This window comes from Euzebya rosea, assembly GCF_003073135.1.
GTDB lineage: Bacteria > Actinomycetota > Nitriliruptoria > Euzebyales > Euzebyaceae > Euzebya > Euzebya rosea.
This window is the reverse complement of sequence record NZ_PGDQ01000003.1, coordinates 309,009-325,428: the sequence shown is the minus strand read 5'-3', so window position 1 is coordinate 325,428 and position 16,420 is coordinate 309,009. Positions and strand designations below refer to the sequence as shown.

Annotated in this window: 18 protein-coding genes; 11 read left to right on the top strand and 7 right to left on the bottom strand. The window is 71.0% G+C overall.

Going from position 1 to position 16,420, the window contains the following annotated elements:
• Nucleotides 1–13: 13 nt before the first annotated feature.
• The 11 genes from CUC05_RS04490 to CUC05_RS04440 all read left to right on the top strand — a co-directional run bounded on the left by CUC05_RS04490 (nucleotide 14) and on the right by CUC05_RS04440 (nucleotide 10,152).
• Nucleotides 14–3,193: a hypothetical protein gene (locus CUC05_RS04490; RefSeq protein WP_157965203.1), complete on the top strand. Its 3,180-nt coding sequence runs from the start codon at nucleotides 14–16 to the stop codon at nucleotides 3,191–3,193.
• Complete coding sequence (locus CUC05_RS04485) at nucleotides 3,190–4,395, top strand: hypothetical protein (RefSeq protein WP_108664867.1); 1,206 nt, start codon at nucleotides 3,190–3,192, stop codon at nucleotides 4,393–4,395. Before CUC05_RS04490 ends, CUC05_RS04485 begins: the two co-directional genes overlap by 4 nt.
• Complete coding sequence (locus CUC05_RS04480) at nucleotides 4,392–4,985, top strand: hypothetical protein (protein ID WP_108664866.1); 594 nt, start codon at nucleotides 4,392–4,394, stop codon at nucleotides 4,983–4,985. Before CUC05_RS04485 ends, CUC05_RS04480 begins: the two co-directional genes overlap by 4 nt.
• A 10-nt stretch (nucleotides 4,986–4,995) precedes the next feature.
• Entirely contained in the window at nucleotides 4,996–5,712 is a 717-nt protein-coding gene (locus CUC05_RS04475; RefSeq protein ID WP_205712124.1) for a response regulator transcription factor, read from the top strand.
• Between the two features lie 117 nt (nucleotides 5,713–5,829).
• Nucleotides 5,830–6,129, top strand: a complete 300-nt coding sequence (locus CUC05_RS04470) for an STAS domain-containing protein (RefSeq protein WP_108664865.1) — start codon at nucleotides 5,830–5,832, stop codon at nucleotides 6,127–6,129.
• Entirely contained in the window at nucleotides 6,126–6,431 is a 306-nt protein-coding gene (locus tag CUC05_RS04465; protein WP_108664864.1) for an STAS domain-containing protein, read from the top strand. Before CUC05_RS04470 ends, CUC05_RS04465 begins: the two co-directional genes overlap by 4 nt.
• Nucleotides 6,428–7,684 carry an MATE family efflux transporter gene (locus tag CUC05_RS04460; protein WP_108664863.1) on the top strand — a complete coding sequence of 419 codons (1,257 nt, stop codon included), beginning with the start codon at nucleotides 6,428–6,430 and terminating at the stop codon, nucleotides 7,682–7,684. The genes CUC05_RS04465 and CUC05_RS04460 overlap by 4 nt, the downstream gene beginning before the upstream one ends.
• Nucleotides 7,681–8,454 carry a dolichyl-phosphate beta-glucosyltransferase gene (locus tag CUC05_RS04455; protein WP_108664862.1) on the top strand — a complete coding sequence of 258 codons (774 nt, stop codon included), beginning with the start codon at nucleotides 7,681–7,683 and terminating at the stop codon, nucleotides 8,452–8,454. Before CUC05_RS04460 ends, CUC05_RS04455 begins: the two co-directional genes overlap by 4 nt.
• Nucleotides 8,447–9,631, top strand: coding sequence for a glycosyltransferase (locus CUC05_RS04450; protein ID WP_108664861.1), 1,185 nt, complete (start codon nucleotides 8,447–8,449; stop codon nucleotides 9,629–9,631). Before CUC05_RS04455 ends, CUC05_RS04450 begins: the two co-directional genes overlap by 8 nt.
• A 21-nt stretch (nucleotides 9,632–9,652) precedes the next feature.
• Nucleotides 9,653–9,949 carry a GNAT family N-acetyltransferase gene (locus CUC05_RS26015; protein WP_338066367.1) on the top strand — a complete coding sequence of 99 codons (297 nt, stop codon included), beginning with the start codon at nucleotides 9,653–9,655 and terminating at the stop codon, nucleotides 9,947–9,949.
• Nucleotides 9,946–10,152 carry a dodecin gene (locus CUC05_RS04440; protein WP_108664859.1) on the top strand — a complete coding sequence of 69 codons (207 nt, stop codon included), beginning with the start codon at nucleotides 9,946–9,948 and terminating at the stop codon, nucleotides 10,150–10,152. The genes CUC05_RS26015 and CUC05_RS04440 overlap by 4 nt, the downstream gene beginning before the upstream one ends.
• A gap of 21 nt (nucleotides 10,153–10,173) precedes the next feature.
• Here the strand turns inward: CUC05_RS04440 and CUC05_RS04435 are convergent, their stop codons facing one another.
• From CUC05_RS04435 to sufB, 7 genes are all read right to left on the bottom strand, one after another.
• The gene (locus CUC05_RS04435; protein ID WP_108664858.1) at nucleotides 10,174–10,602 is read right to left on the bottom strand and encodes a metal-sulfur cluster assembly factor; all 429 of its coding nucleotides are present in this window, start codon (nucleotides 10,600–10,602) and stop codon (nucleotides 10,174–10,176) included.
• Between the two features lie 26 nt (nucleotides 10,603–10,628).
• Nucleotides 10,629–11,105: a Fe-S cluster assembly sulfur transfer protein SufU gene (gene sufU / locus CUC05_RS04430; protein WP_108664857.1), complete on the bottom strand. Its 477-nt coding sequence runs from the start codon at nucleotides 11,103–11,105 to the stop codon at nucleotides 10,629–10,631.
• Between the two features lie 12 nt (nucleotides 11,106–11,117).
• Nucleotides 11,118–12,350, bottom strand: coding sequence for an aminotransferase class V-fold PLP-dependent enzyme (locus CUC05_RS04425; RefSeq protein WP_108664856.1), 1,233 nt, complete (start codon nucleotides 12,348–12,350; stop codon nucleotides 11,118–11,120).
• A gap of 101 nt (nucleotides 12,351–12,451) precedes the next feature.
• Nucleotides 12,452–13,189, bottom strand: a complete 738-nt coding sequence (sufC, locus tag CUC05_RS04420; RefSeq protein ID WP_108664855.1) for a Fe-S cluster assembly ATPase SufC — start codon at nucleotides 13,187–13,189, stop codon at nucleotides 12,452–12,454.
• 19 nt (nucleotides 13,190–13,208) lie between these two features.
• Nucleotides 13,209–13,553 carry a Rieske (2Fe-2S) protein gene (locus CUC05_RS04415; protein ID WP_108664854.1) on the bottom strand — a complete coding sequence of 115 codons (345 nt, stop codon included), beginning with the start codon at nucleotides 13,551–13,553 and terminating at the stop codon, nucleotides 13,209–13,211.
• On the bottom strand, nucleotides 13,553–14,926 hold the full coding sequence (sufD, locus tag CUC05_RS04410; protein WP_108664853.1) for a Fe-S cluster assembly protein SufD: 1,374 nt from the start codon (nucleotides 14,924–14,926) through the stop codon (nucleotides 13,553–13,555). Before sufD ends, CUC05_RS04415 begins: the two co-directional genes overlap by 1 nt.
• Before the next feature lie 56 nt (nucleotides 14,927–14,982).
• Entirely contained in the window at nucleotides 14,983–16,416 is a 1,434-nt protein-coding gene (gene sufB / locus CUC05_RS04405) for a Fe-S cluster assembly protein SufB (protein ID WP_108664852.1), read from the bottom strand.
• Nucleotides 16,417–16,420: the final 4 nt, after the last annotated feature.

Genomic DNA, 16,420 nt, shown 5'->3' with positions numbered 1-16,420 from the left:
ACACGCTGCGGTCGTGCCCTCCCCCCTGCTGCGTCCCCTCGTGTCCCGACCCCTGCTCCTCGTCGCGCTCGTGCTGACGATCCTGGTGCACGGGGCGCTGCTGATCAGCGGGTCGTGGGACGGCACCTACGACGCCCACGTCCACCTGTTCTTCGCCGACCACTACGGGCGGGACTGGTTCTCCACGTGGGACACCCGCTGGTACACGGGATTCCCCGTGACGAGCTACCCCCCCGGCGCCCACATGCTGCTGGCGGTCGCGAGCCGGGCCCTTCCGGTCGCCCTGGCCTATCCGCTGGTGCAGGTCGCCGTGCTGGTGCTGCTCGTGCTCGGGGTGTACCGCTTCGCCCGGCTGTGGGTCGACGACCGCACGGCCCAGGTGGCAGCGTTGCTCGCCGCGCTGTCGACGTCGCTCGGTGAGGTCGTCCACGTCTTCGGCCAGCTGCCCACGACCGTCGGGTTGGCGTTCACGCTGCACGCCCTCCCGTTCGCCCATCGCTGGGTGCGGCACGGGGACCGTCGGGCGATGCTGCTGGCCCTGTCGTGTGCGGCAGCTGCCACCGCCGGCCACCACGTCACCACCCTGTTCGGCGCGGTGTTCTTCGTCGGGCCGGTCCTGCTGGTCGGGGTCGTCGAGGCGATGCGCACACCGCTCCCCGACGAGGCCGCGGGCCACCACGGTCGCATCACCCGCCGTACCGTCTGGCCGGCCGTCGCGCGCCGACTGCGTCGCACGCTGCCTGCCCTGTCTCGAGCGGTCGGCTACGGCGTGGCCCTCGGTACGGTGCTGGTCGTCGTCGTCCTGCCCTACTGGCTGTGGAGCTCCAGCGACCCGATCGTGCAGGTCCCGATCCCCCACGCGTCGCGCGAGAACTTCCTGCTCGACCGCGAGGCAGGCACGGTGTTCTGGCTGGTCCCGTGGATGCCGCTGGTGCTGACCCTGCCTGCCGCGCTGTGGCGGGGCGCGAGGTCCGGGGCCTGGCCGCTGGCTGCGTCCGTGGCGCTGCTGACCGTCCTCGGCCTCGGCGGGACCACCCCTGTCGCACGGGCCCTCCTGGGCGGGGCGTTCGACATCCTCACCTTCGACCGCTTCACGATCTGGGCGACCGTCGCCGTGCTGCCCCTGTCGGCAGGCGTCGTGGTCCGCCTGATCGCCCGCCGTCGCACGATGCTCGTGGCGGGGCTGACGGTGACCGCCATCGCCGCGCTGCTGTTCACGGTCACCCTGACCACGTTCCGGCCGTTCCAGCCCGACCCGATCGACCCCGACCCGATCGTTGAGTTCCTGGCCAAGGACGACCACGACGACTGGCGCTACCTCGCGCTGGGGTTCGGTGACCGGATGGCGCAGCTGAGCGCCCGCACCACCGCCACCACCGTCGACGGCAACTACCACTCCGCCCGACGGCTGCCGGCGCTGACCACCCGTGCGGTCGAGCGGCTCGAGGGCGCGAAGTTCCGGGGGGTTCCCGGGCTCGGCAGCCTGCAGCAGTTCCTCGTCACCCCCGAGCCGACCCACCTCAAGTACGTGCTGTCCGCCGACCGCTTCTACGACCCCCTCCTGCACTTCACCGGCTGGCAGCCCATCGGCGTGCTCGAGAACGGCGTCGAGGTGTGGGAACGCCCCGACGTGCCACCCCTGCCGGAGGTCCTGCCCGTGCGAGAGCTGCCTGCCTGGCAGCGCCTGCACTGGGGCGTCGTGCCACCCGCGGCCATCGTGCTGGCGCTGCTGGTCCTGCCCTGGGGTGCCATCGCACGACCGTGCCCGTCCCGCCGACCCGGCCGCACCATGGCGGTGGTGGACCGGGTGCTGCGGCGAGCGGCCGCGCGTGCGACCCCGGACGGGGCGGGCAACGACTGGCACCTGCGCCTGCCCACGTGGCGTCGTCCCGGCTGGACCACCACCCGTGGAGCGGTTCGGACAACGCGCATCGTCGCGGTGGTGTCGGTGGCGGCCGGGCTGCTCGTCGGGACGGTCCATGTCACCGCGCCCACGACGGTCACGCCGGCCACCCGCGCGACGGACTACGTCCTGGCCCTGGACGAACGTCGAGCGGAGGAGGCCCGCGCCATGATCCATCCCTCGGTCCGCCCGGACGTCGACACCTACCGGCTGATCCGCTCCGTCGACGGGGGCGGCCTGCTGGCTTCCTACAGCCGGATCGACGCCGTGCACCACGACGGGACCGTGGTCAGCGGGGACCGCGCGACGGTCACCCTCGAGCTGCGCTTGGTCACCGCCCTCGTCGTCCGCGTCGAACACGTCGACGTCGAGCTGCGCCACGACGACGACTCGTGGTGGGTCCTGCCCGCGGATCGGGACGCCTCGACCGCGGCCGAGCAGCTGACCGTGGCCCCGTCCGCCAGCTGGCTGCAGGTCGGGCGCGCGGCGATCACCACCCGGCGAACCTCCAACGCCGACGTGCTGGACCGTCCCGAGCTGACGGTCCCGTCGGTTCGGCTGCTGCACGTCGAGGACCGGTGGGTGCTGGTCGGTGAGGTCGCCAACGTCGACGTCGACCCGGCATCGGTCGTGCTGACCGCGCAGCTGACGGCAGAGGACGGCGCGCTGCTCGTGGAGTGGAACGGCGGCCAGGCGTCGCCCCGGACCCTGCTGCCGGGCGAGTCCGCCCCGTTCCGCATCGACGTGGAGGGTGTGGCCGGTCGGGCCGCCGCCGAGGCGCTCACCGCGCCCGACTTCGACCCCGAGGGATGGACCCCACCGAGCCTGGACGCGTCGGAGGTGGTCGTCGGTGCCGACCTGTACGCCCGCGCGGTCGTGACCACCCGGGGCCTGGATCGGGTCCTGTCCCCGGTCGGCATCACCGCCGAGGTCGGCCCCGATGGCAGGGTCGTGGTCGCAGGGCTGGTCCACAACATCGGCCAGCAGGAGGCCGCGGTGCCCCAGGTCCTCGTGGCCGCCCTCGACGATGACGGTGGCGTGCTGTGGACGGAGATGGCCTACCTCGAGCAGGCCGTGCGCCCCCAGCTCGACCAGCCGTTCGAGATCGTGCTGCCCGACCTGTCCGGGGCCGAGGTGCTCCCGACGCCCCGTCGCTTCGGCAACGGGTTGCCCGCCGACGTCGACGCGTCGATGCCCGCCGGGCTGCTCCGGGACGCAGCCGTACCCGTTGCCGGTGCCGGCCCGGTGGCAGCCGTCGCCGTGGTCGCCCGGGCGATGGTGCGGTCGTGAGCCGCCTGCGGACCACGCGACGCCGGACCGTCGCGATCGCCCTCGCGTTGGCCATCGGCGTCCCCGTCCTCCTGGGTGCCGCGGACCGCCTGCGTGGGCCCGGGGATGCGCCGGTCGACGCCGTCGTCCGCACGGCCACGGTGCAGCTGGTGCTGCCCGCGACGCTGGTCGCAGGGGACACCCACGACGTGGCCGTGACCGCCGACGTGGAGGGTGAGGTACCCATGGTGGTCGCCACCTCCGCCGGGTCCTCGCTGGTCCTCGTCGACGTGGACGCCGGACACGGGACCCTGCGGCTGGGCCCACCGCTGACCGAGGCGGCCGGCACCCTGACCGTCGACGTCCTCGGCGACCGTCCCCTCCGTCGACGCACCGAGGTCGTTCCCGGTCCCCCCGTCGGCCTCGTCGAACCGTTGGTCGGCCCTCGCTCCATCGTCGTCGAGCAGCAGCGCACGATGGTCGTCGCGGTGCCGCTGGACCGGTACGGCAACGCCGTCCCGGCCGACACACCGGTCGCCATCGCCGTCGAACGACCGGATGGTCGCGTCCAGCGCTGGACCGAGCCGACCGACGGCATGCTCGCCTGGTCGTGGGTGCCGGCGGGGACCGTGGCCGGCAGCGCACGGATCTCCGTCGCCGCCGAGGAGGCCACCGGTCCCGACGTGCGGTACCGGGAGGTCCCCGACGTCCCCGTCGAGGTCGTGGTGTCCGCGGACCGGTCGACCGCACAGGTCGACGGCACCAGGACGGTGGTCGTCGAGACGGGGCTGCTGGAGGACCGGCACGGCAACGTGCTGACCGACGGCGTGTCCGCACGGGTCACCGTCGACAGCGCGACAGGGAGGTCGGTCCTGGACGCCGCGGTCGTCGGGGGGCGTGTCCGCCTGCCCATCCCCGTCGAGGGGGTCGGTGCGCTGTCCGTCGTGGTCAGCGTGCAGGGCGTGGACTCCGCACCGCTGGCGCTGGACGCCACGGACGCCGCGGTCCGGTTGCCGGTGGTCCGCACCGACGACACCGTCGTCGTGGGCCCGGTCCTGGATGCCCTTGGAGCCCGCCTGCCCGACGGGACCGACGTCGTCGTCGAGCTGGACACCGGTGCATCGATCGATGCGCAGCTGATCGGCGGGGTCGCCATCGTTGCCCTGCCTGCCGGTGCCGACGGCGTGGCCGTGACCGTCTCGGGGACGACGGTGACACCGTGACGTCCGCCCGGACCGCCAAGCGCCTGATCGGGGTGGTCGTCATCGCCGTCCTGCTGGCGGGGACCGTCGCCGGGGTGCGACGGCTCGGCGAGGTGTGGCGGACGACCCTGACCGGGTCGACCCCCGCCGACGTGTTCACGCCCACCGACCTGGTCCCCGTCAACGGGTCCGAGGACCCCTCCTGGCGTGCCGACGGCATGCTCGGACGACCCCTCGACCCCGCGACCCGCGCGGCGATCGGCACCGCATGGGTCGAGTCGTGGATCCGCCTCGACGCCGCCATGCGCACCACCGACACCGCCGACCTGCGTACCTCCTGGTCGGGATCCGCGCTGGACCAGGTCACCGGGATGGTCGACGACGTCCCCAGCGGGATGTCGGTCACCGGCCACGACCTCGAGGTCGTGGTCCTCTCCGCCGACGGCAGCGTCGCCGAGGTCGTCGCCCACGACCTCCGGGTGCGCAGGTGGCACACCGTCGACGGCCAGCACCACGAGGTCGCCTCGGTGGAGGGCTGGCGAGCCGTCATGCGCCTGCTCGACGGACGCTGGCGGGTGGACGTCATCCGCAGGGACGCCGTCACCCCCTAGGATCATCGACGTGGCAGGCAGCACCATCGTCGTCATCGAGGACGCGCCCGAGATGCGCATCCTCGTCACCGAGACCCTGAAGGCCGACGGGTTCGACGTCGTGGCGTGTCCAGACGCGACCAGCGGCCTGGAGGCGGTCGCCATCCACGATCCCGCCGTGGTCGTGCTCGACCTGGTCCTGCCCGACATGGACGGCCTCGAGGTCTGCCGACGGATCCGTGACACCCGCGACAACGTGTTCGTGCTGATGCTGACGGGCAAGTCCGACGACGTCGATGCGGTGATCGGCCTGTCGGTGGGCGCCGACGACTACATGGCCAAGCCGTTCTCCCCCCGCCTGCTGGTGGCCCGGATCAGGGCCCTCCTGCGCCGGGGAGACCGGGGCGCCACCCCCGAACCGGCCGGCGACGACGTGCGAACCCTCGGGCGGCTCGTCATCGACGACGCCGCCCGCGAGGTCCGGCTCGACGGGACCCTCGTCGACCTGACCCGCATCGAGTACGACCTGCTCAAGGTCCTGTCGTCCCGTCCCCGCCAGGTGTTCACCCGCGCCACGCTGCTGGAGCGGGTGTGGGGGTCGGAGTGGGCGGCCGACCAGCACCTGCTCGACGTCCACGTCTCCAAGCTGCGACGCAAGCTCGGCGACAGCCCACAGGTGCGGGGCATGATCCACACCGTCCGAGGCGTGGGCTATCGCTTCGACGTCCCGGCCGACGACAGGTCCTGAACGGGGCGGTTGAGGGGGTCCGCGGGACCTCTTGAGGAAGCCGTGAGGTAGCCCCCAGCCAGGGGTGACGAAGCCCCTCCACAGTCATGTCAACACCATGACTACGGAGGTCACCCGATGAACACCACCACCCACACCCGGCTGCGCCTGAGCGGTCGCCTCGACATCCACCGCCTCGGCGACGTGCGCCGGCAGCTTCGCGATGCGACGGGTGACGTCGCGCTGGACCTGACCGACACCGTCTTCATCGACACGGCTGTCCTGTCCGCCATCGACGGCGATGCGGCCACCCGTCGGCGGCAGGGCCACGCGTCCACCATCGTCGACGGTCGCGGCACCGCATCGGTCATCCTCGACCTGGCCCGCCGCGCCGGTGTCATCACCGGTTCCTTCGCCACCGTCGGGGTGGCCGCATGAGCGCCTCGGTCCTGGTCGCGGCCACCGTGGACCTGCACGGTCGACCCGACGCCGTGGACACCCTCTGGCTGCGCAACGTCCTCGGGATCCGCATCGCCCGTGGCGACGCGGTCACCGTGGACGTGTCCGATGTCGTCGAGATGGACCTCGCGCTGCTGTCGGCCCTCGTCGTCAGCGCCGCCCGCGCCCGTCGCAGCGGGGTCGAGTTCCGCGTCCGTGGACCGTTCTCCCCCGCCGTCCAGCAGCTGCTCGACGACACCCGCATGGGCCCGGTCCTCGGCATCGACGGGAACGTCCGGTGACCACCCTGGCCGTCCGGCAGCGGCCGGATGCGCGTGCCGCGCGGGTCCGGCCCGAGATCGTGCTGCTCGCAAGCGGCGCCCTCGTGCACCTCGGCAACCTCGGCGGCGCCATCGTCAACGGGCGGCTGCTCGGTCCCGCCGCCTTCGCCGACCTGGGCGTCGTCACGGCGCTGCTGCTGCTGGTCGTGATGGCCATCGACGGCCTGCAGCTGACCGCGGCGTCGGTCGTGGCCGACGCCCCCCACCGGGCCGAGCAGGTGGGTGCGGAGCTGCGGCGCGTCGTCCTGCCCGTCGGCGGCGCGGCGGGGCTCCTGCTCGTCCTGACGGCTCCCCTCCTCGCCCGCACGTTCCGGATGGCCTCGCCCGCCCCGCTGGTCGCCTTCGCCGTGGTGCTGCCGCTGGGACTGCTGCTGGGCGTCCGTCGTGGCGTGGCGCAGGGCCGCCTCGGCTTCGTCGAGCTGGCGTCGTCCAACCTGCTGGAGATGGCGGTCAGGCTGGGCGCCGCCGTCGTGCTCGTCGTCGTCGGCACGGGGGTGGTGGGTGCCACGATCGCCATCCCGCTCGGCATGGCCGCCGCGCTCCTCCCCCTGTCCGGCCGTCGGGGGCCGCGACCCACGCCCGCGGAAGCCGGTGCACCCGCGCGTCCCCTGGGTCCGACCGCGACCGCAGCGGGGATGGCCCTGCTGGCGCAGGTCGTCGTGACCCAGGCCGACACCCTCGCCGTTCGGACCGTCCTGGAGCCCACGGAGGCCGGCCTGTACGTCGCGGTCGCCATGATCGGCCGGGCGGCGTTCTTCGCCTGCACGACGGTGATGGAGGTGGCGCTGCCCCACCTCGCCGGCGCGGGACGCCTCGGCTGGCGACGCACCGCTGGCCTGACCGTCGCCGCCACCGCGGGCCTCGGGATGCTCGCCGTCGCCGTCAGCGCCGCCGCCCCACGGCTGCTGCTGGGCCTGCCGTTCGGATCGGCCTATGCGTCCGCCGAACCGCTGCTGTGGCGCTACGCCGCCGCCAGCAGCCTCTGCGCCATCGGCTGGGTCGCCGTCACCACCCGCGTCGCCCGCGGCATGGCCCACCCGGCCACCGTCATGGCCATCGCCGCGGTCGTGCAGACCGTTGCCGTCCTCGTGGCTGCCCGCTCGGGGCTGGCCGCGGCCGTCGACGTCCAGGTCGTGGTGATGGCCGCATTCGCCTCCGTCGAGCTGTTCCGCCTCTTCCGTCCGTCAGCAACACCCCAGGAGATCACCGCATGACCCCTGTCCTGTCCACGTTCGAGCGCTGGGCCGTCGAGGCCGTCACGCGCCCGTCCCTCACCGTCGTCATCCCGGCCTACAACGAGTTCGGCAGGATCGTGCCCACGATCGCCACGGTCGCCGCCCACATCTCCTCCTCCTACGGCACCGACTGGGAGCTGATCGTCGCCGACGACGGCTCGACCGACGGCACCGCAGAGGTCGTGCACCGCCTCGGCCTGGTCAACGTGCGGGTGCTGTCCAGCGACGTCAACGTCGGGAAGGGCGACGCGGTCCGGCGAGGCCTCCGCGCGGCCCGCGGGCTGCACGTGCTGTTCGCCGACGCCGACCAGTCCACCCCGGTCGAGCAGTTCGGCACGCTGCTGTGCCGCACGCTGGAGGGTGCCGACATCGTCATCGCCCCGCGGGCGGTCGACGGCGCGACCGCCGAGGGACGCACGCTGGTCCGTCGGCTCGTCAGCGGCATCGGCCGTGCCGTCGTCCGGCGGGGCCTGGGGCTCCGCTTCGCCGATACCCAGTGCGGGTTCAAGCTGTACACCGCCCGCGCGGCCCGGTTGGTCGCCGAGCAGCAGGTCGAGACGGGCTTCGCCTTCGACCTCGAGCAGCTGTTCCTGGCCGAACGGCTGGGGCTCGTCGTCGAGGAGGTGGGGGTCGAGTGGATCGACGCGCCAGGATCGAAGGTCCGGGCCGGCCGCGAGACGTTGCGGTTCCTGGCCGCCATCCTTCGCATCCGCGTGCGTGCCCTCGTGGGGGTGTACCGCCGTGGCTGAGACCCGACGCATCGGGGTGGTCACCACCCACCCGCCGGGGACGGGGACCCTCAACGAGTACGGCCTGCACCTGGTCGCGGCGCTGGCCGCCGCCGACGACGTCGAGGAGGTCGTGGTGTTCGTCGACGACCTGCCGGAAGGTGCCGTCGCCCCGACGATCGACGGCGTGCGGTTCGTGGCGTCGTGGCGGTTCAACGACGTCCGGTCGCTGCCGAGGCTGGTGAGGGCGATCCGGCGCGAGCGACTCGACAGCGTCCTGTGGAGCCTGCAGTTCGCGAGCTTCGGCGACCGACGCATCCCGGCGGCCCTGGGCCTGCTGGCCCCATTCGCCAGCCGGCTCGTCGGCGCACGCAACATCGTGCTGATGCACCACCTGATGGAGACCGTCGACCTTGGCGGGGCCGGGTTCGACACCCATCCCGTGGTCGAGCGGATCACCCGTGCCGTCGGCTGGGTCGTGACCCGGCTACTGCTGGCGGGCGGACGGGTCGTGGTCACCATGCCCCAGTACCTGCGGATCCTTCGTCGCCGCTACCGCGCCCGCAACATCGCCGTGGTGCCCCACGGCACGTTCGACGTCCCGGCGTGTGACGCATCGAGCCCCGCCGGGCCGCTGCAGCTGCTGGCGTTCGGGAAGTTCGGCACCTACAAGCGGGTCGAGCCCCTCCTCGACGCCGCACGACGGCTGCGAGCCGAGGACGGGCTGGACGTCCGGGTCGTCGTCGCCGGTACCGACAGTCCGAACGCCGCCGGCTACCTGGCACGGATGGCCGAGCGGTACCCGGAGGCGACCTTCACCGGCTACGTCGCCGAGGAGGACGTCGCCGACGTCTTCCGCTCCGCCGCCGTCGCGGTCTTCCCCTACACCCACACCACCGGCAGCTCCGGTGTCGTCCACCAGGCCGGCAGCTACGCCCGTCCGCTGGTGATGCCCGACATCGGCGACTTCCGCCGGCTGGTGGAGGCCGAGGGCTACCGCGGCGAGTGGTTCGACCCGACCGATCCGACCACCCTCGACGACGCCCTTCGCCGCCTGCTGGTCGACCCCGAGCGGCGGCGAGCGCAGGGCGAGCACAACCACGCGGTGGCGGCGGGACTGCCGATGGCCGACATCGCCGAGTGGTACCTGGCACACGACACCACGGGTGCCGTTCCACGGGCTGGATTGCGCCGGTGATCCAACGTCCCCTGCGTCCCAGTGACGTCGCGGCGGCCCTCGTGGTTCGCAACGCCGTCGAGGAGGCCGACGCCCTCCCCCTCCGTACCCCCATCGACGAGCTCGAGGAGGAGGGGCCGGGGGATCGCCAAGGCCATGATCGACCGGACGCTCACCGCGTCGGCGGCGCGGGGCCTGTCACACACCACCCTCGGGGTCGACACGGCCGACCCGACCGGAGCCCACGCGCTGTACACCGGGCTCGGCTTCGTACGGACCGCACGCAACGTCGGCTGGGCCAAGCCCGTGGATGCCGATCGTGGTAGGACGGATCCATGACCGACAACACCTACAAGATCACCGAGCTGGTCGGCACCTCCACGGAGAGCGTGTCGACCGCGATCAGCAACGGCGTGGCCAAGGCCAAGGAGTCCGTCCGGAACCTCGACTGGTTCGAGGTCACCGAGATCCGGGGCCACATCGACGAGGGCGACGTCGCCCACTACCAGGTGACCATGAAGATCGGCTTCCGGCTCGAGTAGCCAGGAGCCGACAGCAACTGGCTAGACGTTGAACCCCATGGCGCGAAGCTCTTCCTTCGCGTCGGGGTCGATCATGTCCGTGGTCCACGGCGGGGAGAACACGAACTCCACCTCGGCGTCGTCGATGCCCGGCAGCCGGGTCAGGACGAGCGTGGCCTGCTGGTGGATCAGCTCCGTCAGCGGGCACCCCATCGAGGTCAGGGTCATCCGCATGTGGGCGGTGTTGTCGTTGACGACGATCTCGTAGACCAGGCCGAGGTCGACGACGTTCAGGCCGATCTCGGGGTCGAGCACGGCCTTCATGGCCTCGCGGCAGGCGGCCGGGGTGGCGACGCCGTTCTCGTCGACCTCGGCGTCGGAGAACGGGTTCTCGCTGCCGTCCTGGCGCGCCTCGAAGGCCTCGTCGGTGTCCTCGGTGGGCCAGCCGGTGATGGGGTCAGTCGTTGACATGTGATCAGTCCTACTGCGCTCGCGCGCTACTCGTGTTCGACGCGGTGTTCGCTCTGGCCACGCTGGTGGGTCTCGATGGCGTCCTTGAGGGCCATCCACCCCAGCAGGGCGCACTTGACGCGGACGGGGAACTTGGCGACACCCTGGAAGGCGACACCGTCCAACAGGTCGTCCTCCCGCTTCATTCCCTCGCCGTGCATCATCAACCGGAAGACCTCGGCGAGGTCCAGGGCGTCACCGAGCTCGCGACCGGTGACGGCCTCGGTCATGGCCGAGGCGCTGGACATCGAGATGGAGCAGCCGTCCCCGTCGTAGGCGACGGCCTCGACGGTGTCCGCGCCGTTCTCGCCCGGGCCGACCCGCAGGCGCAGGTCCATCTCGTCGCCGCAGAGCGGGTTGGAGTGGTGGACGAGCACGTCGTGCGGCTCGAGCTCGGGAGCCCGGTTCCTCGGCTTCTTGTAGTGCTCGAGGATGATTTCCTTGTAGAGGTCTTCGAGTGACATGTGGGGGCCTGCCTAGCTGAAGAAGTCCTGCGCCGCGCGGATGGCGTCGCAGAGCACGGCGATCTCGTCGGTCGTGTTGTACAGGTAGAACGACGCCCGGGTGGTGGAGTTGGACCCCAGCGCACGGATGAGCGGCTTGGCGCAGTGGTGGCCGGTGCGCACGGCCACGCCCTCGCGGTCCAGGATCGTGCCGATGTCGTGGGGGTGCAGCCCGTCGACGGTGAAGCTGAGCGCCGCACCGCGGACCTTGGGGTCCGACGGACCGTGCACGGTGACACCCTCGACGTCGGCGAGGGCGGGAAGCGCCTGCTCGAGGATCGCGATCTCGTGCGCCCGGACGGCGTCCATGCCCAGCGCGGTCAGGTAGTCCACGCCGGCGCCGAGGCCAACGGCCTGCTCGATCATCGGCGTACCGGCCTCGAACCGGAACGGGATCTCGTTGAACGTCGCCTCGTAGAGCTGGACGTCGAGGATCATGTCACCACCACCGAGGAAGGGCGGCATGGTCTCCATGACCTCCGGCTTGCCCGCGAGGACACCGATGCCCGAGGGGCCGAGCATCTTGTGCCCGGAGAACGCCAGGAAGTCGGCGTTCAGCTCGGCCAGCGACGTCGGCAGGTGCGGCACCGACTGGGCACCATCGACCACGACGACGACGTCGGGGTTGGCCCGACGGGCGGCCTCGGCCATGTCGGCGACCGGGTTGATCGTCCCCACGACGTTGGACATCGCCGAGACGGCCAGCAGCTTGACGCGGCCGGTCCGGATGATCTCGTTGAACGCGTCGAGGTCGAGCTCGCCGTCGGGGCGGATCGGCACGGCGGCCAGCTCGCACCCGATGTCGGGCTGCACGAGCTGCCACGGCACCATGTTCGCGTGGTGCTCCATCTCGGTGTACAGCAGGATGTCACCGGGACCGAGGTGGGTTCGTGCATAGCTGTGCGCGACGAGGTTGAGCGCCTCGGTGCCGTTCTTGGTGAACACCGTGCCGCGTTCCTCGGCGCCGACGAACCGGGCGACCTTGCGGCGCGCCTCGTCGTAGAGGTCCGACGCCTCGACCGACAGGGTGTGCACGCCACGGTGCACGTTGGCGGTGTGGGTGGTGTACATCGACACCACCGCGTCGATCATCTGCTGCGGCTTCAGCGACGTGGCCGCCGAGTCGAGGTACACCAGCGGCTTGTCGTGGACGGTGCGGCGCAGCACCGGGAAGTCCTTGCGGACCTCCATGACATCGAACGTCACTCGTGCACCTCCTCCTCTGCGGTCAATGGTATGGATTCCGTCCACCGGGTCGACGGTGGAAACGGTCCCCGGTCGGGTCGCATGGACCCGCCCGGCGTCGGCTAGCCCTCGAACTGCTCGTAGCCCTCGGCCTCGAGCATCTCGGCGAGGTCCGCACCGCCGGTCTTGACGATGCGACCGCCGGCCATCACGTGGACGTGGTCCGGCGTGATGTAGTTCAGGATGCGGGTGTAGTGCGTGATCAGCAGGACACCGAGGTCCGGACCGCGCAGCTTGTTGACGCCCTCGGACACGATGCGCAGGGCGTCGACGTCCAGGCCGGAGTCGGTCTCGTCGAGGACGGCGATGCGCGGCTTGAGCATGGCCATCTGCAGGATCTCGAAGCGCTTCTTCTCACCACCGGAGAAGCCCTCGTTGACGTTGCGCTCGAGGAACTTGCCGTCCATCTTCAGGTCCGCCATGTGCTCGCGGAGCTGGGTCATGAACTGGCGGACCGGCAGGTCCTCCTCGCTGACGGCGTTGACGGCCGTGCGCATGAAGTTGGTGAGGCTGACCCCGGGGATCTCCGTGGGGTACTGCATGGCCAGGAACAGGCCGGCAGCGGCCCGCTCGTTGGGGGCCATCTCGGTGACGTCCTCGCCGTCGAAGCGGATGGCGCCAGCGGTGACCTCGTAGGCGGGGTGGCCGGCGATGGCGTAGGCGAGGGTGGACTTGCCCGAGCCGTTGGGGCCCATGAGGGCGTGGGTCTCGCCCTGGGCGACGGTCAGGTCAAGGCCGGTGAGGATCTCCTTGCCCTCGACCTCGACCTTGAGGCCCTCGATCTCGATACGTGCACTCATGTGGGGTGTCTCCTGGGAACTAGAAGCTGGAAGGGGTGGCGTCATTGGTGGGGGTGCTGGCGTCGACGAGGACCTCGCCGTCCCGCACCTGCACCGCGTAGGTCGGGACGGGCTTGACGGCCGGCAGCGCGTCCGGCTTGCCCGAGTCGAGGTCGAAGCTGGAGCCGTGCAGGCCGCATTCGATGTGGTTGTCGTCGACCCAGCCCTCGTGCAGCTCGTAGAACGCGTGGCTGCAGATGTTGTGGACGGCCTTGACGGTGTCGGTGTCGGTGCGGACCAGGCAGATGGGCTCGCCGCCGAGCTCGACCTGCATGGCCGAGCCGACCTTCAGCTCGTCGAGGTCGATCGCCTTCTCGAAGGCCATCAGGCGTTCGCCTCCGCAGCGGTCGACTCGGCTGCCCAGTGGCGGGCCGCAGCGTCGCGGCGGGGGTCCATCAGCGTGGCCGGGGCCTGCCGGACGGCCGTCTCGATGTCGGCGAGCACCGTGTCGGCGACGCCCGGGGCGTCGATGCGCTCCAGGACCTCGGCGAAGAAGGCGAAGACCAGCATGCGGGCGGCCTCGTCGCGGGAGATGCCGCGCGACTGCAGGTACCACAGCTGCACCTCGTCGACCTGGCCGACCGAGGAGTGGTGCCCGCAGGCGGCCACGTCGGCGGTCTCGATCTCGAGGAACGGCAGCGTGTCGGCCTTTGCGCCGGGCGACAGGATCAGGTTGCGGTTGGTCTCGTCGCTGACGGTCTGCTTGGCGTCCGGGGCGATCCGGATGTTGCCGTACCAGGTGGCGTGGCCGTCGTCGGACAGCGCGCCCTTGTGCACGTAGTCCGACGTGGAGTGGTCGGCGTCGTGGAAGATCAGCGAGCGGTGCTCGAACTTCTCCTTGCCGGTCGGGAAGTACACGCCCAGCATCTCGGCGTTGGAGCCCTTGCCGTCCAGCCAGACGTCGGGACGCACGTAGACGGTGTTGCCGCCCAGCGTGATCTCCGACTGCTGGTAGGTGGCGTCGCGGCCGACGCGCCCACGGTGGGTGGTGACGTGGCTGACGTGGTCGCCCCAGTCCTGGGCGGTGACCACGTTGAGGGTGGCCCCGTCACCGATCACGGACTCCACGACGTTGATCACGGTCGCCTCGGCGTCACCGGACTGGTCCAGCAGGACCGTGGCCTTGCTGTGGCGTTCGGCGACGAGCAGGACCCACTGGACGTGGGTGCCGTCGGCGGCCGCCTGCACGGTGATGGCCAGCGGCGCCTCGATCTCGACCTCGGCGGGCACGTAGACGAACGCACCGGTCGTCCAGGCGCTCGCGGCGAAGGCCGCGTACACCTCGTCGTTGCCCACGGCCGTCCCCAGGTGGCGCTGGACCAGCTCGGGGTGCTCGGCGGCGGCGGTGGCCAGGTCGGCCACGATGACGCCCTCGGGCAGGGCGGTCGCCTCGACGCCGGCGAAGCCGCCGTCGACGATGCGAACACGGGCGGCGGTCTCGTCGGAGGACACGGTGATGCCGGCGTCGCGCGGGGCAACACCTGCGGTGGCCTCGGTCAGGACGGGACGGTCCAGCGGGATGCGACGCGGGTTGGTGAAGCGCCAGTCCTCGTCGCGCACCTGCGGCCACTGCAGGTCACTGAACGCCTTGAACGCCGCCTGGCGGTGGTCACGAAGCCAGGTGGGGTCGTCGGCGCCGGCGCTGATGGCCAGGACGTCGGTTTCGGTGAGGGCCTTGGGGGTGGGGGCTGTGGACACGGTGAGGTAGACCTACTTGCTCGTGGGGGAACGCGGGGAGGGCGGGTGGCCGGGGGTTACCCGACCGACCCCTCCATGTTCAGCTGGATCAGGCGGTTCAGCTCGACGGAGTACTCCATCGGCAGCTCCTTGGAGATGGGCTCGATGAAGCCACGGACGATCATCGCCATGGCCTCGCTCTCCTCGATCCCGCGGGACTGCAGGTAGAACAGCTGGTCCTCACCGATCTTGGAGACGCTGGCCTCGTGGCCGATCTGGGCGTCGTCCTCGGCGATGTTCATGTACGGGTAGGTGTCGGAGCGGGCGTGCTCGTCGAGCAGCAGCGCGTCGCAGACGACGCTGGACTTCACGCGCTCGGCACCCTCGTGGATCTCGACGAGCCCACGGTAGGAGGTGCGCCCCTCCCCCTGCGCCACCGACTTGGAGACGATGGAGGACGAGGTGTCGGGGGCGTGGTGGACCATCTTGGCGCCGGCGTCCTGGTGCTGGCCGTCGCCGGCCCATGCCACCGAGAGCACCTCACCGCGGGCACCGCGGCCCATCAGCCACACGGCCGGGTACTTCATGGTGACCTTGGAACCGATGTTGCCGTCGATCCACTCCATGGTGGCGTCCTCGTAGGCCGCCGCACGCTTGGTCACCAGGTTGTAGACGTTGTTGGACCAGTTCTGGATCGTCGTGTAGCGGACGCGGGCGCCCGGCTTGACGATGATCTCCACGACCGCGGAGTGCAGGGAGTCCGAGGAGTAGATCGGCGCGGTGCAGCCCTCGACGTAGTGCACGTAGGAGCCGGGCTCGGCGATGATCAGCGTCCGCTCGAACTGGCCCATGTTCTGCTGGTTGATGCGGAAGTAGGCCTGCAGCGGGATGTCGACCTTGACGCCCTCGGGGATCCAGATGAAGGACCCGCCGGACCACACGGCCGTGTTCAGCGCGGAGAACTTGTTGTCGTTGATCGGGATCACCTTGGTGAAGTGCTCCCGGACCAGGTCCTCGTGCTCGCGCAGCGCCGAGTCGGTGTCGAGGAACAGCACGCCCTGCTCCTCGAGGTCCTCGCGGACCTTGTGGTAGACGACCTCGGACTCGTACTGGGCAGCCACACCGGCGATCAGCCGCTGCTTCTCGGCCTCCGGGATGCCCAGGCGGTCGTAGGTGTTCTTGATGTCGTCGGGAAGGTCGTCCCACGAGTTCGCCTGCTTCTCCGTGGAGCGCACGAAGTAGTAGATGTCCTCGAAGTCGATCCCCGACAGGTCCGAACCCCAGCTGGGCATCGGGCGCTCGCGGAAGTGCTTCAGGCCCTTGAGGCGCATGTCGAGCATCCACTGCGGCTCGTCCTTGAGCGCGGAGATCTCGCGAACGACCTCTTCGGAGAGGCCCTTCTTGATCGTGTTGACGGGCTTGGACTCGTCGGACCAGCCGTACTTGTAGCTCTTCGAGCCGTCCTCTTCGACGAGGTCCTCGGCGCGGACGTCCTGGGTGGGTGCTGCCATGTGC